The following is a 19,240-nucleotide window of genomic DNA, read 5'->3' as shown; positions in this document are numbered from 1 at the left end:
AATTAATTGAATAATTTAATTAAATCTTCAATAGGCCATATCACAAAAGGAGCAAAAGCATCAAGTGGAGTAAGTACATTTGCTAATGCAGTAAAATTAGCAAAAGAATTGCAGCCTACGCTTGAAATGTTACAATCATTTAAGAGAGAGGCTTCCTATGCATTCTCTAGTGTTGGTGGAACTATTGTAACCAAAATACCTCAAGGCGAATTATTAGAAGCTTTTTATAAGTTTGCGAAGTCTAAAGATGGTGGTAAGGGTAAACCTAGCAGTAACAAAAACACAACTGTAGATAATTTTGATGCAAAAACAGCTACCAATAAGCAAAAAGGGAATTATGGTGAAATAAAATCTAGTGACAATTTATTGAATAATCAAAGTTTAAAAGAAGCTGGATTTGATTTAAAGCCAGTCGGAAAAAGTACACCATCAGGCATAAATGATAAAATAGTAAAAGGGATTGATGGATTATACGAAAATGCAAATGCAGAATCAAAGATCAAATATGTTATTGATGAAGCTAAATTTGGCAGTTCACAATTAGGAAAAACTAAAGATGGACGACAAATGTCTAATGATTGGTTGAATGGTGCGAAGACCAAAAAAGTAGAATATTTAAAGCTGTTGATGGAGATAAGAAATTGGCAGATAAGATTAAAAGAGCGCTGGAAAGAAATCAAGTAGAAAGAGTACTATCACAAGTCGATAGTACCGGAAAAGTAAAAACATATAGATTAGATGCAAAGGGAAATATTATTGGAGAATGGCCATAATTTAGAAGCTAGGAGGAATCAAATAGAATGAGAGATTATTTAATTATAGAAGAAAAATGTAGAGAAGGAATTGAATATAATAAAGAGTTTATTCAAGAAAATAAAGAGGATATTAAAAGTTTAGAAGAAGATGAGAAAAAGGGAATTCAAAGATATTCTAAGGATAATAATAGTATTATAGAAGGAACCTACTTATCAAGCTTTAATTATGAGTTAGAGGATATTATTGCAAAATATTCCCTAGGAGAAGCTATCCATACAATAGAAGGAGATTTTGACAACGCTCTTATTGATTTGGGGCATATAGGGGAAAGAGAAGTTGGATATTTAAATCTAATTTGGATGATATCTCTAGGAATTTTATTAGAGACGGAGAAAAAGAATCTTGTAAGTTTAGCTAAGCTAGTTGAGAAAGAAAATATGAACGATGCAGTAATTGATTTCCTCTTATGCGCTAGTGATATCGGATACACAAAAGTGACGAATAGATATTATAAAGAAAATCCATATGCAAAAACGAGAGAGATTATAGAACTTGCACAAACAGATAAAAAAGAAGCATCTAAAAGATTACAAACGTACATGGAGAAAGAATGGTTTAAAGGCCATTATGATTATGAATGGAAAAATGCGCATAAAGAACCTGGATATGTAGGGTATTGGAGCTTTGAGACAGCTGCAATAGTAAAGATACTCGAACTTGATGATACAAGTTTAAAAGGTAATAACCATTATCCATATGATTTGGCACATTATAAAAATGAAATGAAATTCAAGCATATAGACCTAAGTGAATATCACTATGAAGATGAGACAGAAGAAATCGAGGATATAGTAGAAGGAATTGAACATAATCCTACATTGGAAAATATTATTCCGCCAAGATGGCATTCATTGGTCAATGAATTAATACATGACTATGAGAATATGGATGATAGTAGTTTTTATGAAAAATACAAAAAAACGATAGGAATAGGTCAAGTATGGTTTTTACCACAAGAGTATGAAGAAGAAAATGAGCAAAAAAATCTATTAGGAAGTTTAATTGTGTTTGCCCTGACGGTAAGAGATTATATATTACAACTGGACTATAAAGAAGATTTAGAAGACTACATTGATAATCTTAAAAATTTCTGGAATGTTTCAGAAACAAAGTTAGTTCAATTTATATTAGAAAATGATCAAAATTATTATGCATGGGTACCAAAAGGAGTAAATATCCCAAATATGTATGAAGTGAAGATAGAGAGTGTTGATGTAGAGGAAGTTCTATAACGAACAAATCGAAATGGTTTTTATTATATGTAATATTAGAATGCATTTTACTAGTTAATTGAAAACAATGCATGCGTGGGAGAAAAAAGGATGTATTGTTACTAAAAATTAGAGGGAAAGAAGGCTGTTGGATTGAGTTAAGCACCTCATTGTCAATATACGACAATAGGTGCTTTTTTGCGTGCAATGAAGAAAAAATAAAAGATTTATTTTCACTCTATTTCATCTTCGAATTAAATGTTATAATTTGGAAAAAATATATTCTTAATTTTTAGATAATTAAAAGGTGGTAGATTACTATATGAGTACATTAAAGAAAATTACTAACAATATTTCGAAGGTTATTATAGGTAAGGATGAAGCGATTGAACTTGCAGCTATAGCTCTTATAGCAAGAGGACACATTTTATTAGAGGATGTACCTGGGACAGGAAAAACAACATTAGCGAAAAGTTTGGCTAAAAGTGTGGACGCTAAATTTCAAAGAATACAATTTACAGCGGATACTTTGCCGGGAGATGTTATTGGTCTCGAATATTTTGATGTGAAGGAATCTGAATTTAAAACGAGGTTAGGTCCTATTTTTGCAAATATCGTATTAGTGGATGAAATTAATCGAGCTGTACCGAGAACACAATCTTCGTTACTTGAGGTTATGGAAGAGCGTACTGTTACAATTGCGAAACAGACACATTCATTACCAGAACCTTTTTTAGTTATAGCAACGCAAAATCCACTCGAATCAGCGGGCACATTTCCGTTACCAGATGCTCAGTTAGACCGGTTTTTACTCACAATACGCCAAGGTTATCCTACGAGAGAAGCTGAAAAGGAAATGATGAATCGGTTTCAAATGAATGATCCATTAGAAACGTTACATTCTATTATTTCAAGTGAAGAAATTATTACGATGCAAAAGCGTGCAAGAGAAGTGTTAGTAGGGAATGATGTGCAAGATTATCTCCTTGAAATTATTGAAGCAACTCGTAACCATGAGTTAATTGAAATTGGTGTAAGCCCTCGGGGAACGTTGGCATTTATGAGAGCAATTCAAGCACGGGCAATATTAAATGAAAGAGATTACTGTACGCCAGATGATATTAACACGCTCGCTGCATCCGTTTGTGCTCATCGTTTAACGTTAACGATTGAGGGAGAGATGAAAACGAAGAAAGAACAAATTATGAAAGAAATTCTTCATACGATTAGTGTGCCAGTGGAGAATGTACGATGAATCAACAGCTTGCGTATACATCTTTAGCGGAGCCTTTCGTAATGGGGGTTATGTCAGTTGTAGCCGTTATTTTAAGTGTATTTTCAAGTAATCTACTGTTTTTATCTCTCGTATTTTTATATGTAATTTTAATAGGTGCTATGCATGTATATATACGTAAAGTATCTCGTGTTGAATGGGAATACAGTCAAGGGAATTCGAACGTTTTTATAGGTGAAACGAATATGTGCAAAATGAAAATTTCAAACAAGTCGATATTTCCTATTCTTAATATCGTATTTCGATTTAAATGTGAAAATAAGCTAACTTGGAATCATGATGAAATAAACAAAAATCATAGTACAGGTTCAAATTATTATATGAATTTTAATTTAAAAGGAAGGGAGTCGGTTTCATTTGATTTGCAAGCTGTAGCGTTAAAAAGAGGCATCGCGAAATGGGAAGAAGTTGAAATTGTTATTACTGATCTCTTTGGATTTATAACGAACCATATAACATATAAACAAGTTGATACGCCCTCTTATTTAGTCTTACCAGCTGTTCCGAAAATACAAGTTCCTGAATTACAAGAATGGTCACGAGGATTTCGAAAAGCGATGTCTTCACCCTTATATGATGAAACGAAGGTAATGGGAGTAAAGTCTTATGAAAATGAAGATTTTCGTTCCATCCACTGGAGTGCAACAGCGAAAACAGGGACGATAACTGCGAAAAAGTATGAGCGAACACAATGTGATAAATACGCGATTTATCTCAACTTGCAAAATAAAAGTGGTGTTTCTTTGCGAAATGATATAGAGGAACTAATTGAATTAACAGCAGGTATATGCAAACAACTTCTTATGCAAAACTGTTCGTTTGAAGTATGGATCAATAGTGTAAAAGATAACGGTTTGCTACATATAAAAAATGGGGATAATCGGAAACATTTGCAAAATGTATTAAAGGTACTTGCCTCGATATCAGACCAAGATACGCCTATATCTTCTTCTTACTTTTACACAGCAGGCTTTCGTCGAAAGGAACTGGATGCGGTTCCTTTAATTATCGGTACTTCACCAAAGAAATACAGTAGAACGAATAAATGGATTGTAATGAAAGAATAAGAAGGGGCTTATGTCATGGTGAATAAGAAGCGGCATATGAAAGTGAAGTTATGGAGTGTAAGAACTTTAATCATACTTTTCTTTGCGATTAGTGCGATAACGTTATCACAAGGTGTTGTGTATGTACAGGACATAGTAAAAGAGCGTTTTTTCAGTAAGACTAAGACAATATCGGAAAGAAATTATGACTTTACTAGTATAGGTGAAAATTTTGATGATTCCAAAATAGATGAAGATGAATATGAAGAAGTAGAAGATACAGGTATAAGAACGAAAACGGGTAAAAAATTTCAACCTTTCGAAAGAGAAAGTCTATGGAGTGACGTGCTTTCTGTTCTTTCAAATATATGGATTACTATAGCTTTTTATGTGATAATTGCAATATCAATTATATATGCCATCTACAAGTATATTAGGAAAAAATTGACGAAAACAGAAATAGTACAGGAGAAAGAATTGATTACAAAGCACACCGCGGTAAGAAGCATAAAGAATGAAAAAGTCATTCATCAGTTAGAACAGCCGTTACCGACAGATAAGATAAGAAAAACGTTAGTTGAATGGGAAAGAACATTACCATTTCATGAACAGAGAAGGTCCTATGAAACGATGCAACAATGGTTAAAAAGAATTTGTAGAACAAGGGATATTATCTCGTTATATGAGTCTGTTCGTTATGGTGAAAAGACGTATACGGATTTAGATGTGGAAGAAATAATGAAGTGGGTAGAGGGAGATGGGAAGGTGGATACATAAATATTCACCTTTTCTTTTTTATATGGAAATTTGATTAACATGAATTATTTTCTTATATGAAACCGTATTCAAATAGGTAAACAAAATTAACTTTATTTACTTATACTTCATTACATGTTAACCTATACTTAATTTTTTAAGGGTGTGAAAATGTAATGAAATCGGTATTAAAAAGCATACTTATTTCCTTTGTTTTTTCAGCAGTAGGCATGTGTTGGTTACTGTACGTATTATTCAAAGGGGACGGAGACTGGTTATTGTCTTGGATAGGTGTATTAATGGCATATTTATCTTTATATACTTTAATAGATTTATATTGTAAAAATACATACGATAAAAAAATAAATAAATGGCTTATAAAAACAGCGGTGACTAGTTTTAGTTTTTCTGTATTAGGAATCTCATTTTGTATCATACATGAGCTATTAACACCATGGAGTCTTAGTTTAATGGTGTGGTATTGGTTGCTAATGTTAGTATTATTTTTAACAACTATAATATCATTAATCAGTTTAGTATTTGTTAATCGTAAAAATCACAATTTCACCGTTGGATATAGAATGCTCATACTTCTAAATGTATTTCTTACACTAGGACCAGTATTATGGCCGCTATTACTTTCTATTATTGGAAATGGTATGAATGCTAGTGCGGGCTGGTAAAAAGGAATATAAATTAGTTGTGTAAAGAATAGGATGAAAAGTTGATATAGAATTTTAAATGTTTAAGAGAACATGTTTACATAAAAAATGAAAACATGTTCTCTTTTTATTTGCATGCATAACTCTTCCTCAGTTTACCGTATTTAAATTTAAACGTAAGTATTTCGTAAGGAATGGATAAGAAAAAAGAGAGATTTATCATATAGGATGAAAGTATAGCTTGAATCAATCCGATATTAATGGAGGAGAGAAAGCCTTATGAAAAAATGTAATTCAATTAAGTTAGCAAGTTTTGCAGTTTTATTAGCGGGTACTGCTCTATTTACACCTGGTTTTACTGTGACTGCAGAGTCAACTCAAAATATTTCTAGTTCGTCACAAGTACATGATCAAAAGAATCGTAATGGCTGGAAACAAGTAATGCAGGAAACAGTACAGCTTGGTGCTGTAGGAATATTAGCTAAGGCGTCTAATAACGGAAAAACTAGTAGTTTTACTGCTGGCGTGGCGGACTTAAGTACAAAGAAACCGGTGAATTCGGATTATCGCTTTCGGATTGGTAGTGTGACGAAGTCGTTTACTGCCACGACTATTCTTCAATTAGTAGGAGAAAATCGCTTACAACTTGACGATCCAATTGAAAAGTGGCTACCGGGTCTCGTGCAAGAAAATGGGTATGATGGTAATCAAATTACGATACGACAACTTTTGAATCATACGAGTGGTATCGCTGAATACTTAAAGTCAAAAGACGCGGACATAATGAATTCGAAAAAAACGTATACAGCAGAAGAAATAGTGAAAATAGGTCTTTCGCTGCCTCCAGATTTTTCGCCGGGAAAAGACTGGTTGTATTCAAACACAGGATACGTAATACTAGGAATGCTTATTGAAAAAATAACTGGAAATAGTTATGCGGAAGAAATCGAAAAGCGAATTATTGAACCTTTGGACCTATCAAATACGTTTTTACCAGGAAATTCACCCGTCATCCCAGGAAAGAATCATGCTCGTGGATATGTGAAAATGGAAGGAACAGGCGAGTTGAAAGATATTACTTATTATAATCCGAGTTTAGCTAATGCAGCTGGAGATATGATTTCTAATGCGGATGATTTAAATAAGTTCTTTTCATCTTTACTCGGTGGTAAGTTACTGAAGGAACGCGAGCTAAAAGAAATGCTTACTACAGTTCCTATAGAAGGAAAAGGGGTTGGTGACGCATACGGTCTTGGAATCTATGAGACTAAACTTCCAAACGGTGTTTCAGTTTGGGGGCATGGAGGAGGAATTCCTGGATTTACAACTTTTGCTGGGGGAGTAATTGGAGGCAAACATACATTGGCTATCAGTCTCAACTCTATAGGTGGGGTCGATATTGTTCCGCAGTTTAATAAAATGATGCAAATTGAATTTAATAAATAGATGAAAAGAAAGTGAATGGAATTTTGTTATAGTTATATTTAAAAGAGGTGCTTTTTTAAGTTCGCAACTATGGACAGTAGTTGCATTTATGATATGGCATCAAGTGTATTTCAAAGTGAAAATCAATCTTAATGCTTACGATAAAAATAAAAAGGATGTCAGTTACATGACATTCTTTTTATTTTGGATAAAAAAGGTATACAGTTCTGAAAATTGTTATTTTTTAAATTATTAAATATAATAAAGGATATAGGGGCGCCAATAGGGGAGTTATGAATGGAAAATACTTTAGTTAGTTAATTATTTCTCGTTTTAATCAAAATGATTATGAGTTGATTTGGAGTTGAATACAATGGGAGAAAATCATTATAAATGGAGTAATAAACAATTACGAGAGCATGTTGAAGTAATAGATGGTAAAAGAAGTCCGCACATTTTATGTAAGAACGCAACTTATTTAAATTCCTATATGCGCGAGTGGATGCAAGCAAATATTTGGATCTATGATGACCGGATTGTTTATGTAGGGGAAAAGCTGCCAGTGCAACTGCATGAATGTGAAGTCATTGATTGTGATGGAAAGTATGTAGTTCCAAGTTACATAGAACCTCATGCACATCCATATCAATTATATAATCCTGAAACTTTAGCGAATCATGCGATGCAGTTTGGGACAACAACTTTTATTAATGATAATTTAACTTTATTTTTCACATTAAAGCGTGAAGAAGCATTTCGTTTATTAGATGAATTTGAAAAGATTCCAGCAAGTATGTATTGGTGGTGTCGTTTTGATGGACAAACTGAATTGCAAAACGGGGAAACTTTATTTAATCGTGAAGAAATAATAGAATGGCTTAAGCATAAAGCAGTTCTTCAAGGCGGCGAACTAACAGCGTGGCCAAAACTATTACATGGCGATGATGAAATGTTAACTTGGATGCAGGAAACGAAGCGATTGCAGAAGAAAGTAGAAGGACATTTTCCAGGTGCATCTGAAACGACTTTAGCGAAGTTAAAACTGTTAGGTACAGATTGTGATCATGAAGCGATGACAGGGCAGGAAGCTTTTACTCGTCTTATGCAAGGTTACACTGTTTCCCTAAGAAATTCTTCAATCCGCCCAGATTTAGAAGTTTTACTGAAAGAATTGTTGGAACTAGGCGTAAAGCAGTTTGATAGATTCTTTTTTACAACAGACGGCTCACATCCTTCGTTTTATGAGAATGGAATGACAAACGTTATGATTTCTACCGCGATAAAACAAGGAGTGCCAGTAATAGATGCATACGATATGGCAAGTTATAATATTGCTCGTTATTATAATATGGAACATGTACATGGTTCGATTGCGACAGGTAGAATTGCTAATATCAATATTTTAGAAAGTAAAGAAAACCCAGTACCAATTAGTGTCCTTGCAAAGGGGAAATGGGTGAAGCGTGACGGTGTAAATACACATGAGGCATTACATATAGACTGGAGTAAACATAAAGTAACTCAATTATCATTAGATTGGTCAATAGAAAAAGAGGATATGATTTTCTCTAATAAAACGGGGATACACTTATTAAATAACGTTATTACAAAACCATACACTAGTGAAATCAATATAGACTGTGATGAATTGTCCACAGATCATGATGAATGTTTCCTTATGATGATTGCTCGTGATGGCAGTTGGCAAGTGAATATAGCTGTCAAAGGTTTTGCAAAAGAACTAGGTGGGCTTGCTAGCTCTTATTCTGGTACAGGTGACATCATTCTTATCGGAAAAAGAAAAGAAGATATGCTTACAGCTTTTCGTAGAGTAAAAGAGCTCGGTGGTGGAATGGTCATAGTAGAAAACAATGAAGTGTTACACGAAATAGCATTACCATTGCTCGGGATTATGTCTAATTTAAAAATGAGAGAATTAATACAGGAAGAGAAACAGATGGTGAAATTACTACAAGAGCGTGGCTACGCGTATGATGATCCAGCATTTACAATTTTATTCTTTTCTGCGACGCACTTGCCTTTTATACGAGTAACACCTATAGGATTATATGATGTGAAAAGTAGTAAGGTAGTTGTCCCGCCCGTGAATTTGATAAAGCAATATTAAAAGGAAAGATCCTATAAAAATTTTATTTTATAGGATCTTTCTTATTATTAGCATAAGAATATTGTAAGCCTCAAATGATATAGTATCTAAATCATTTGAGGTGATATGTAAATATGAAAAAAATATTTTACATTTTAAGCGTATTTATTCTGTGTGTATCGATACAACACGTTGTACATTCCCAATCAGACGCACCAGAGTTATCTTCGGATTGTCTCGAAGAAAGAAAAGTTAGAGATGAAAAGTATGTGAAGAATATAATACAGGACATTAAATCCACATTTAATTTAAATATTGATGAACATAGTTTTTGGGAAGTAAGTAAAAGAGATCTGGAGGCTGCTCATTTGATGTATGGTGGAAAGGAAAATGATTCTTATTATACTTCGCTAACTAAAATTTATGATAGTGGTGGATTTAGCGAACAGCCCAGCCTATTTGTGAGGGCGCAAGAAGCATTTTTACTTTATAAAGAAAAAGATAATATCAATGTAATGAAACGCCTAAAACTAGACGTTGAAAAAGGGGAATGGCTCGTTATAAAAACGAAAAAGAAGAAAGGGAAAAAAGTGAAATTTAAGCCGTTGCAATGTGAAAAAGATTATATGAAAAAGAGAAATGAATAACAAAATACTTATTCATGCTGTTTTTATTCAACGATATTTTGCTGTTGATTTGAAATAGAAAAAGGTAAACGAACATATTAGCTTTATGGAATATGTTTGTTTACCTTTTTTTGAGAGATTTAATAATTGGGGATTATTTACTGCCTAATGAATTTATAACATTCAATGAATTTGTTCTTCATAAACATTAGATTTTGTGTCAAATGATTTATACATTGCCGAAACACCTATGTATATTTTATTCTACAGTATTTATAAAAGAATGTTGGCTATTCATAAGAAATATGATTGGCACGGTTTTTGCTTGTATTACATGTAAGGAAGGGAGATTGTATGTAAGGAATCTGTACTCGTAATAGTATAAAACAAGCTACTATTGCATTATTAATCATAGTTGTATTTATAGGGGAACTGTAAATACATACAAATAAGTGGGTTTTTTGATTTTAAAATTCTGAATTTTCATTTAAATCATTAGGGGGCAATGGTATGGTTAAATATTCGAAAATTTCTAAGTGGATTCTTGGTGTTGGACTAGTGACAATAACATGTAATGGTTTGCAAATTCAAGCAGAGACAAAAGAGAAAAATGTGAAGAACGTATTACAAATGGAGCCGGTAGGAATACAGAAATCTGTTGATGAATTGGCGCACCCTTCAAAAGTACAAGAAAATGAATCTTTTACAAAACGGTTAAAATTAGCGGATTTATCGCAGCGTCCACTAGCACCAACCGATAATATTAAGCCGTTAGCTGAAGAAAAAAAGTATTCGATGGCTGAGTTAAATCAATTAAATAATAAACAATTAACTGACCTTCTTGTGACAATTAAATGGTATCAAATTCCAGAATTATTTCAGTTTAATAGTGATAGTCTTAAATTCTATCAAGATGATAGCCGAATGCAAGCGATTATTAATAAACTAGCAGAACAAGGACAAGCTTATACGCAAGATGATTCAAAAGGGATTGAAACATTAGTAGAAGCTCTACGTGCAGCGTTTTATTTAGGTTTTTACCATGATGAATTAAGCAAACTAAATGAGCGTAGCTACCATGATAAATGTTTACCAGCTTTAAAAACAATTGCAAAAAATCCAAATTTCAAACTTGGTACATCAGAACAAAATAAAGTAATTGCATCATATGGAAAATTAATTGGAAATGCATCAGCAGATGTTGAAACGGTTTTATATGCAGGTGAAATTTTTAAACAATATAACGATAATCTTGCAACTTTCATTGAAGACCGAACAAAAGGAGACGCTATATATGAGTTGATGAAGGGAATTGACTTTGATATTCAGACGGATATGTACACGACTGGAAAAGAGCCAAAAGATACGATGTGGTTTCGAAATATTGATAACTTTATTAATGAAATAAATCGTTTTGCACTACTTGGTACAGTAACAAATAAAAACGGATGGTTAATTAATAATGGAATTTACTATGCTGGCCGATTGGGCAAGCTTCATAGCACGCCCACAAAAGGACAACAAGTTGTTACAGATGCAATGCGAATTTATCCATATTTAGGAGAGCAATACTTTGTTGCGGCAGAACAAATTACTACAAATTATGGAGGAATAGATGCGAATGGAAAAACTGTAAATTTAGATCAAATTCGAGAAGAGGGTAAAAAGAAATATTTACCGAAAACGTATACGTTTGATGATGGTGCAATTGTCTTTAAAGCTGGGGATAAAGTTAGCGAAGAGAAAATTAAACGTCTATACTGGGCGGCAAAAGAGGTGCGTTCTCAATTTTATCGTACAGTTGGTAGCGATAAACCACTTGAAAGTGGACATGCTGATGATGTGTTAACGATGGTTATTTATAATAGCCCAGATGAGTATCAATTTAATCGTCAACTGTACGGATATGAAACGAATAATGGTGGGATTTATATTGAAGGGACAGGGACTTTCTTTACATATGAACGTACACCAGAGCAAAGTATTTATAGTCTGGAAGAATTGTTCCGCCATGAATTTACGCACTACTTACAGGGAAGGTACGAAGTTCAGGGATTATGGGGCCAAGGGGAAATGTATCAAAATGAACGTTTAACATGGTTTGAAGAAGGGAATGCAGAGTTCTTTGCAGGTGCAACGCGATTAGATAGTGTAGTACCACGAAAAAGTATAATTGGTGGGTTATCTAATGATCCTGCAAAACGTTATACAGCATCACAAACATTAAATGCGAAATATGGAACGTGGGATTTTTATAATTATTCGTTTGCACTGCAATCATATATGTATAATAAGCGCCCAGAAATGTTCGATAAAGTACATGATTTAATTCGCGCAAATGATGTTTCAAGTTACGATGAATACCGTGCTACATTAAGCAAAGATAATAAGTTAAATGAAGAATATCAATCTTATATGCAAATGCTTATTGATAATCGTGATAAGTATACAATTCCACAAGTATCAGATGAGTATTTAACTCAGCATGATCCAAAATCGCTTTCGGACGTTACGTCAGATATTACGAATGAAGCGAAATTAAAAGATGTGAAAGTAACAAAGAATAAATCACAATTCTTTAATACATTTACACTACAGGGGACATATACAGGAAGTGCGGCTAAAGGAGAAGTTGAGGACTGGAAAGTGATGAATGAAGCAACGAATGATATGTTGAAACGTCTTTCAGGAAAAGAGTGGACTGGATATAAAACATTGACTGCTTATTTTGTAAATTACCGTGTAAATAATGCTGGGCAATTTGAATATGATGTTGTGTTTAGCGGAGTGAATACGGAAGAAGGTACGGCTGTAGAAAAAGAACCGAATAATTCATTTGAAACAGCAAACCCACTATCTTTGAATATTTTGTTAAGAGGAACCTTGAGCGATCAAGATCAGGGGGATAAATTTGTTATTGATGTAAAGGATCAAAAAGATTTACAAATTTCTGTTACGAACGAACAAAATCTTGGATTGAACTGGGTATTATATTCTGAATCAGATTTAAATAATTATGTAGCTTATGCAACAAAACGTGATGGAAACAAATTGCTTGGAAATTATAATGCAAAGCCAGGGAAATATTACTTAAGTGTATATAAGTATGGTGGTGGAACAGGGAATTATACGGTACAAGTAAAATAGTTTACTATAGTTTGTTTTGAAAGGCTACTTATTACATTTTTTAGCGAAATAAAGTATTTAATGTTAAACATTAAACTAATTCAACATATCCCTGTTCTAATTATAGAACAGGGATATGTGGGCTTTATATTTTTAAATTAAATAACCTCATTGGATTTTGATAAGAAAATAATTAATATAGATCTGAATTCTCATTCGTAAAGCATGTTTTAATCTTCTTAATGCTCTTTCATTTTTGTCTCAATGCTTGTTTTCAAATCAGTTGATACTTGATTGAAATACCCCAAAACGATCTCCCTAATATCATCGGATATAACTTTCAAATCACTAGCTAAGTTTTCGGCGAGATGTTCTTTTTCTATTGGCTGTAACTTCGTATAAAATTCACCAGCTTGTGTAAAGTCATCCTGTTTCGTTATAGAAGCTCTTTCAAGTTTACCTTCAACGTACCTTCCTTCACCGGTTGTAATTTGATTAGCAGGTGTCCAATCTTGCTGCTGGTTAATCGTTAATTTGCGAAATTCTGGACCAATTCTTCTTCTTTGTGAATCACTGTAAATGTTAGCGCGCCCTTGCAGCATTTTATCATCTGATAGTTCTGCACCATCCAGTAAATTAGAAGGAGAGAATGCGACTTTTTCTACTTGTTCCATAAAATTTTCAGGATTTTTATTTAATACCATTTTCCCGACTGGTATGAGAGGATACGTCTGTTCATCCCATACTTTTGTGTCATCTAAAGGATCATAAGAAAGGTGCGCTTCATCTTTCGGATCCATGAGCTGGACGTATAAACCATACTCCACTGGTTTACCATTTTCAATAGCATCATATAAATCTTTCCCGCTATAATCAGGATTTTCGGCAGCTAGTTTAATTGCTTCTTTACTAGTAATGTACTGTACACCTTCAAACGGGTACCAATGATACTTTACATACTTTCGATTACCTTCCGCATTTCTCCATACATATGTATTAACACTATGTCCTGGAATGTGGCGAAGACTTTTGGCCGTACCATTATTAGAGTATAAACGGACAACAAAATGAATAGATTCAGGTGCTTTAGCGACAAAACTCCAAAATCTATTAGAGTCTATTAAGTTATTTTTAGGTGAAGGCAATAATGCTTGAATCGTTTCAGGGAAACGCATCGGATCACGGACAGAAAAAACAGGAATGTGATTACATAAAAGGTCAAAAATGCCTTCTTTTGTATAAAATTTTGTAGAAAAACCGCGTACATTTCTAGCAGTATCCGGTGTTCCTTTCGTACTAACAGCTAACGAAAATCGCACCATAACAGGAACTTTCTCATTAGAATTTTGTAAAAAACTTAATTTAGTATGTTCAGACATCGAATATATCGTTTGAAAATAACCGAACGCACCAAATCCTTTTACATGAACAGGTCTTTCTAAAATTTTTTCATGAATAAATTCTTGTAACGTCTCGTGAAGTACACTATCTTGCTCTAGAACAGGTCCACGTGAACCAACTGTTTGTGAGTGAAGGGTAGCTTGTTCATTACGTTCGCCTTTTTCATTAAAGTGATTCCCTAGTAAAGATTGCCCCTGTTTATCATAGTTTTCATTCATCGATATAGCCTCCAAATTTATTTCGTCTATTGTTACTAAATATGATTTTATAATCTTGATTATGTATGATATGCAAAGTAGTAACAGACCGCTAGATGAAAAAAACGTGTATGTAGTGGACCTGTTGAAATAGAAGAAATTATGGAAAAATGAATATCGTGAAGAAAATTACTATTAAAATTTTAATCTAAAAAATGAATTTATACATGAGTTTATAGAGAATGAACAGAAATAAACAGGGAAAATAAATAGGAGGAATTTAACATGTCGGATTGGTTTCAATTAGATAAAGAATATATGATGTCTACGTATTGTCGTACGAAGGTTGCGATAGAAAGAGGAGAAGGATGTAAACTATATGATGTAGATGGTAAAGAGTATTTAGATTTATTTTCTGGCGTAGGAGTAAATGTATTAGGATACAATCATCCTAAAATTGTACAAACGACAATGGAGCAAGTTACAAAATCGTTGCATCTGCCGTTTCATTTTTTAAACCCAGTTGCGATTGAGTATGCAAAGAAATTAGTGGATTGCTCATTAAAAAACGGAAAGGTCTTTTTTACAAACTCTGGTACGGAAGCGACAGAAACAACTTTGAAATTAATTGATAAATATAGAGCTAATACGAATGAAGAACGTGAAGGAATTGTAGTGCTGAAGAATAGTTTCCATGGGCGTACGTTAGGGGCACTTCATTTTACGAGACAAGAAAGTGTATATCAAAATTTCCCTAAAACATCGATTCCTGTATATGAAGTAGAGCGCGAAAATATAGAGCAATTAGAAGAAACAATTATTCATGAAAATCCAATTGCGATTATGCTAGAGCCGGTTTTAGGAAGCGGGGGGATTTATCCTTTATCGCGTGAATATTTACATGGCGTTCAAAACTTATGTGAGAAATACAATCTACTACTTATCGTTGATGAAATTCAAAGTGGTATGGGGAGAACCGGGAAACTGTTTGCGTATCAAAATTTTAATATCACACCGGACATTATTCAAATTGGTAAAGGAGCAGGAGGCGGGATACCGCTAGGAGGAATTATTGTAGGTGAAAAGCTATGTGATGTATTTGCACCTGGAGATCATGGAACAACATTTGCTCATTCATCAATGGGAACGGCTTTAGGGTTAACGGTATTAAACACATTGATTGAAGATGGTTTAATGCACGAAGCGTATGAAACGTCACTATATTTAAATGATAAATTACAAGAAATTCAGAAAGAAAACTCTTATTATATTCAGGAAGTACGTCATGCTGGTATGATGTTTGGAATTAGTTTAAATGATACAAATGAAAATGTGAAGAAATTACAGGTAGAGCTAATGGAAAAAGGGATATTAGTTGACGTAACACAAGGGAATATTATCCGTTTACTTCCTCCATATATAATTACAAAAGAAGAAATTGATACATTTATTACTCAATTTATTACTTGTATGGATAAGGTTGCTACTGTAGTAAGTGCTTAAAAATTAAAAGCTATATTTTATATAAAGTGCACTCTAATTGTTGGGGATAGTTTACAATTGGGGTGCATTTTTTATAGTTGAATTTTGTAAAATACAGTCGTTTGTATATGATAACGGAAAAATAGAAGGAATTTCGTTATATTTGAGTGGTGAAGAAAAGGGAAAGTAAGTATAAAGATAGTAGATAAAGCGGGTGGTTTAAATAACTAATGATAGAACGTTTTGAAAATAATAGCATACGAATATATAAATAATAAGAATGAGGTGATATATTGGAAAATAATGATATTCAATTTACTTCTTTACAAATGAGAACGGATAAATATGGTTGGGCTAGTATTCAATATACAAATAAAAAGCAGGCTATCTTATATACTCGAAACGGAGGAGTAGAATGGGATGTTGTCAATCCTCTTAATTCAATTGTATTATGTGGGTATCCAATAAACGCTCGAAGCTCTTGGGCATATGGTTTAACAAAAAAGAATGACGATTTATTGCCAGCTATATTTTATACAGTTAATAGAGGAGAAAGGTGGAGTGAGTTTATTTTACCGGTTGAAGAAGATTGGGAGAAATCGACTGATGTTCAAGTACAATTGCATGCTACGAATATGGATAGTATATGGATTGTATTATCTAGAAAGCTTGCATCAAATAAATTTGAACATAATTTATACTATTTGAAAACGAAAGGGAAAGTTTGGAAAGTAATAAAAAATATAAGTATTAGTGATAGTATTTCAGGGATAACATTTATAAACGATCTAATTGGGGTTATTTCACTACAAAAACATTATGAAACATCAACGGTATTTAAAACAATAAATGGTGGGGAAAGTTGGCATCCTATAAAAGATATTCCAAGTCTTGAAGGAATTAATAATGGGACTGCTATGGCTTATAAAGCAATCTATAAAAATAACTTATTAGTAATACCTACTAAAAAGAATGATGATGTATTTTTAATGAATTACTCATTTGATAAGGGGAATTCGTGGCATATTTCAAATAAAACAATAAATACTAGTAAAGTGGCTGTTTCGTTTTTTAGTTCCTATTATGGCTGGGTTATAAATAGTGAAAATGGGAGTGTGTATCAAATAATAAAAAAAGGAGCAAAATGGATTAAAGTATCAAGCAATCCATTATTAAAAAATGTATTTTGTTTGCATTTTTTTAATCGGCGTAAAGGTTGGGCGTGTAATAAAAAAGAAATATTTACTACAAAAGATCGCGGTATAACATGGAAAAAGGTAGTATATAAAATTAATAATATTGATAAATTTATTTGAAAAAGTCCTAAAGAAATTAGGACTTTTTTTGTTTTTTATGGTGAGAGTTGTAACAAACAATGATAAGAGAAAGGAGGTAAGTGCAGAACTTATATTTTTAAAAATAGACGGTTGTTTTTACACAGTATAATTCACTTTTGAATATGTTAATAAAGTAGCAAATTCATAGGAAATGGTAATACTTAATATTTTATGTCACATGATGTGTAAAGGGGGCGTGTAATGAAATCGTTAACGGTTATTATTTTGTACAGTGAAAGAGAGCAAATATTAGAAGAGTCAATTCAATCTATATGGAAGCTAAATCCTCTTGAAATTATAATTTTCGTTCCTAACGATAGAAGTAATTTGTATGAAATAGCAAAGAAACATAAATGCCATATTGTTTTGATGGATAAATATAGTACGTATTATGATGGGTATGAAGCTTCTGTAAAGGCAGCAAAAGGAGATGTATTGTTATTTGTAGATAGTAATTTTTTATTATCTTCAACTGAAATGAAGAATTTTATTGAGCCAGTTGTTACAAATCAGGCGGATGTAGTATTAAACAAAATAGATGAATTTATAGAAGTTGGTAAATGTCCAAATATGGATATTGTTTGGAGAAAAATGTTAAATGAAATTTTAAGTCGACCAGATTTAAAAAGCAATTCAATACTTTCATTACCATATGCACTTACGAAAGAAGTAGTGGTAAATATCGGGTTTGATTATATAAAAGATATCGTTCTAGCTCATATGAACATAGTGAATCAAGGCTGGCGGATTAACAATCAATATGCAATAAGAATGTTATCTAAAGATGAAATGTTAGAAGAAGAAGGGTATTTATTTAAAAAAGAATTATTAGAAAATGAAAAAGAGAAAGTGGAAAAATATTTAATTGGTATATCCAAATGGATAGAGAAAAAGGGAAGAAGAGTAGGTTTTACTGATGCAGGAAAAAGAAGAGATATTATTCAAAGAGTAGGTGAAAGCAAGCAGTATCCTTCGTATCATCGAGGCTGGGGAATGCATTCTTCAATTTATAACGGGAAACAGCTTTCTGTCATTATACCAGTACAAAATGAAGAAGAGACTATAGAACAAGTAATACTTGAGGCGAGAAAAATAGAACCACTAGAAATAATTGTCGTTGTAAATGGTTCGACAGATCAAACGGCTAATATTGCTAAAAGACTTGGTGTTACTATTATTGAATATAACGAACGACTTGGTCATAATGTTGGACGTGCTATTGGAGCGCTTGAAGCTACAGGAGATATTCTTTTATTTATTGATGGTGATTTTAGTGTTTCAGGAAGTAATTTGCATCATTTTACAAAAGCAGTTTCAGCTGGTGTAGACATAGCATTAAATGATTTGAATCCGATGTTACATCCTCCGTTTTATGTTGTAGACGTCGTAAAATATATGCTTAATTTAGCATGTAATCGTCCAGAATTAAGCAATGGCTCATTAGTAGCAATTCCACATGCTATGAGTAGATCATGTTTAGATGCAATAGGCTGGGAAAGCTTACTATGCCCTAGTCTTGCACAAGTAAAAGCTATATTACAAGGGTATAGAGTAGAATGTGTACATTACGTTGATGTTGTAAAACCGAATAGAATTCGTTTAATGGAGAATGTAAGTCACAATGGACATCCTCCGGCAGTATTAAGAATAATTGGTGATCACGTTGAAGCTCTCTCTTACTTAATAGAACATCTTGAAATAGATGGAAAGGGTGATTAAACTGTTAGACCAGTACAAAAAAATTAACATTTCAT

At 32.9% G+C, this 19,240-nt stretch carries 13 protein-coding genes and 1 pseudogene; 13 read left to right on the top strand and 1 reads right to left on the bottom strand.

The annotated features are described in order from the left end of the window. Positions 1-24: 24 nt before the first annotated feature. The 10 genes and pseudogenes from MKY21_RS15125 to colA all read left to right on the top strand — a co-directional run. A pseudogene (locus MKY21_RS15125) lies at positions 25-773 on the top strand (hypothetical protein); the annotation flags it as partial. A 27-nt stretch (positions 774-800) separates the two neighbouring features. Further along, positions 801-2,048 carry a PoNi-like cognate immunity protein gene (locus MKY21_RS15120; protein ID WP_030026209.1) on the top strand — a complete coding sequence of 416 codons (1,248 nt, stop codon included), beginning with the start codon at positions 801-803 and terminating at the stop codon, positions 2,046-2,048. A 301-nt stretch (positions 2,049-2,349) separates the two neighbouring features. Continuing rightward, a complete protein-coding gene (locus MKY21_RS15115; RefSeq protein ID WP_070184038.1) occupies positions 2,350-3,282 on the top strand; it encodes an AAA family ATPase in 933 nt (310 codons plus the stop codon). After that, positions 3,279-4,388 carry a DUF58 domain-containing protein gene (locus MKY21_RS15110; RefSeq protein ID WP_003312283.1) on the top strand — a complete coding sequence of 370 codons (1,110 nt, stop codon included), beginning with the start codon at positions 3,279-3,281 and terminating at the stop codon, positions 4,386-4,388. The genes MKY21_RS15115 and MKY21_RS15110 overlap by 4 nt, the downstream gene beginning before the upstream one ends. 15 nt (positions 4,389-4,403) lie before the next feature. Next, positions 4,404-5,144, top strand: coding sequence for a hypothetical protein (locus MKY21_RS15105; RefSeq protein ID WP_000247505.1), 741 nt, complete (start codon positions 4,404-4,406; stop codon positions 5,142-5,144). Between the two features lie 155 nt (positions 5,145-5,299). Then, complete coding sequence (locus MKY21_RS15100; RefSeq protein ID WP_000843833.1) at positions 5,300-5,806, top strand: DUF3902 family protein; 507 nt, start codon at positions 5,300-5,302, stop codon at positions 5,804-5,806. A 258-nt stretch (positions 5,807-6,064) separates the two neighbouring features. Continuing rightward, positions 6,065-7,231 (top strand): serine hydrolase domain-containing protein, encoded by a 1,167-nt coding sequence (locus tag MKY21_RS15095; protein WP_070184040.1) that lies wholly within the window; start codon positions 6,065-6,067, stop codon positions 7,229-7,231. A 352-nt stretch (positions 7,232-7,583) separates the two neighbouring features. Further along, positions 7,584-9,338, top strand: coding sequence for an adenine deaminase (locus tag MKY21_RS15090; RefSeq protein ID WP_341076669.1), 1,755 nt, complete (start codon positions 7,584-7,586; stop codon positions 9,336-9,338). 113 nt (positions 9,339-9,451) lie between these two features. Then, on the top strand, positions 9,452-9,964 hold the full coding sequence (locus MKY21_RS15085; protein ID WP_000719378.1) for a hypothetical protein: 513 nt from the start codon (positions 9,452-9,454) through the stop codon (positions 9,962-9,964). 489 nt (positions 9,965-10,453) lie between these two features. After that, entirely contained in the window at positions 10,454-13,090 is a 2,637-nt protein-coding gene (colA, locus tag MKY21_RS15080) for a collagenase ColA (protein WP_000241882.1), read from the top strand. Positions 13,091-13,308: 218 nt separating this feature from the next. Here colA and MKY21_RS15075 read toward each other — a convergent pair whose 3' ends face one another. Then, positions 13,309-14,688 carry a catalase gene (locus tag MKY21_RS15075; protein WP_341076667.1) on the bottom strand — a complete coding sequence of 460 codons (1,380 nt, stop codon included), beginning with the start codon at positions 14,686-14,688 and terminating at the stop codon, positions 13,309-13,311. A 264-nt stretch (positions 14,689-14,952) separates the two neighbouring features. Between MKY21_RS15075 and MKY21_RS15070 the strand changes: the two genes are divergently transcribed. The 3 genes from MKY21_RS15070 to MKY21_RS15060 all read left to right on the top strand — a co-directional run bounded on the left by MKY21_RS15070 (position 14,953) and on the right by MKY21_RS15060 (position 19,205). Beyond that, on the top strand, positions 14,953-16,170 hold the full coding sequence (locus MKY21_RS15070; RefSeq protein ID WP_001286500.1) for an aspartate aminotransferase family protein: 1,218 nt from the start codon (positions 14,953-14,955) through the stop codon (positions 16,168-16,170). A 272-nt stretch (positions 16,171-16,442) separates the two neighbouring features. Then, on the top strand, positions 16,443-17,465 hold the full coding sequence (locus tag MKY21_RS15065; protein ID WP_098781744.1) for a hypothetical protein: 1,023 nt from the start codon (positions 16,443-16,445) through the stop codon (positions 17,463-17,465). A gap of 222 nt (positions 17,466-17,687) precedes the next feature. Next, complete coding sequence (locus MKY21_RS15060; RefSeq protein ID WP_341076659.1) at positions 17,688-19,205, top strand: glycosyltransferase family 2 protein; 1,518 nt, start codon at positions 17,688-17,690, stop codon at positions 19,203-19,205. Positions 19,206-19,240 lie beyond the last annotated feature (35 nt).

Origin of the sequence: Bacillus sp. FSL R9-9497 (genome assembly GCF_038005805.1) — a bacterium.
In the GTDB taxonomy this organism is placed as follows: domain Bacteria; phylum Bacillota; class Bacilli; order Bacillales; family Bacillaceae_G; genus Bacillus_A; species Bacillus_A cereus.
This window is presented reverse-complemented; position numbering and strand designations above follow the sequence as displayed.

Coding starts and splice junctions, on each gene's coding strand:
- MKY21_RS15105 (WP_000247505.1), top strand. CDS start 4,404: ATGGTGAATAAGAAGCGGCATATGAAAGTGAAGTTATGGAGTGTAAGA.
- MKY21_RS15075 (WP_341076667.1), bottom strand. CDS start 14,688: ATGAATGAAAACTATGATAAACAGGGGCAATCTTTACTAGGGAATCAC.
- MKY21_RS15090 (WP_341076669.1), top strand. CDS start 7,584: ATGGGAGAAAATCATTATAAATGGAGTAATAAACAATTACGAGAGCAT.
- MKY21_RS15060 (WP_341076659.1), top strand. CDS start 17,688: ATGAAATCGTTAACGGTTATTATTTTGTACAGTGAAAGAGAGCAAATA.
- MKY21_RS15110 (WP_003312283.1), top strand. CDS start 3,279: ATGAATCAACAGCTTGCGTATACATCTTTAGCGGAGCCTTTCGTAATG.
- MKY21_RS15115 (WP_070184038.1), top strand. CDS start 2,350: ATGAGTACATTAAAGAAAATTACTAACAATATTTCGAAGGTTATTATA.
- MKY21_RS15070 (WP_001286500.1), top strand. CDS start 14,953: ATGTCGGATTGGTTTCAATTAGATAAAGAATATATGATGTCTACGTAT.
- colA (WP_000241882.1), top strand. CDS start 10,454: ATGGTTAAATATTCGAAAATTTCTAAGTGGATTCTTGGTGTTGGACTA.
- MKY21_RS15100 (WP_000843833.1), top strand. CDS start 5,300: ATGAAATCGGTATTAAAAAGCATACTTATTTCCTTTGTTTTTTCAGCA.
- MKY21_RS15095 (WP_070184040.1), top strand. CDS start 6,065: ATGAAAAAATGTAATTCAATTAAGTTAGCAAGTTTTGCAGTTTTATTA.
- MKY21_RS15120 (WP_030026209.1), top strand. CDS start 801: ATGAGAGATTATTTAATTATAGAAGAAAAATGTAGAGAAGGAATTGAA.
- MKY21_RS15085 (WP_000719378.1), top strand. CDS start 9,452: ATGAAAAAAATATTTTACATTTTAAGCGTATTTATTCTGTGTGTATCG.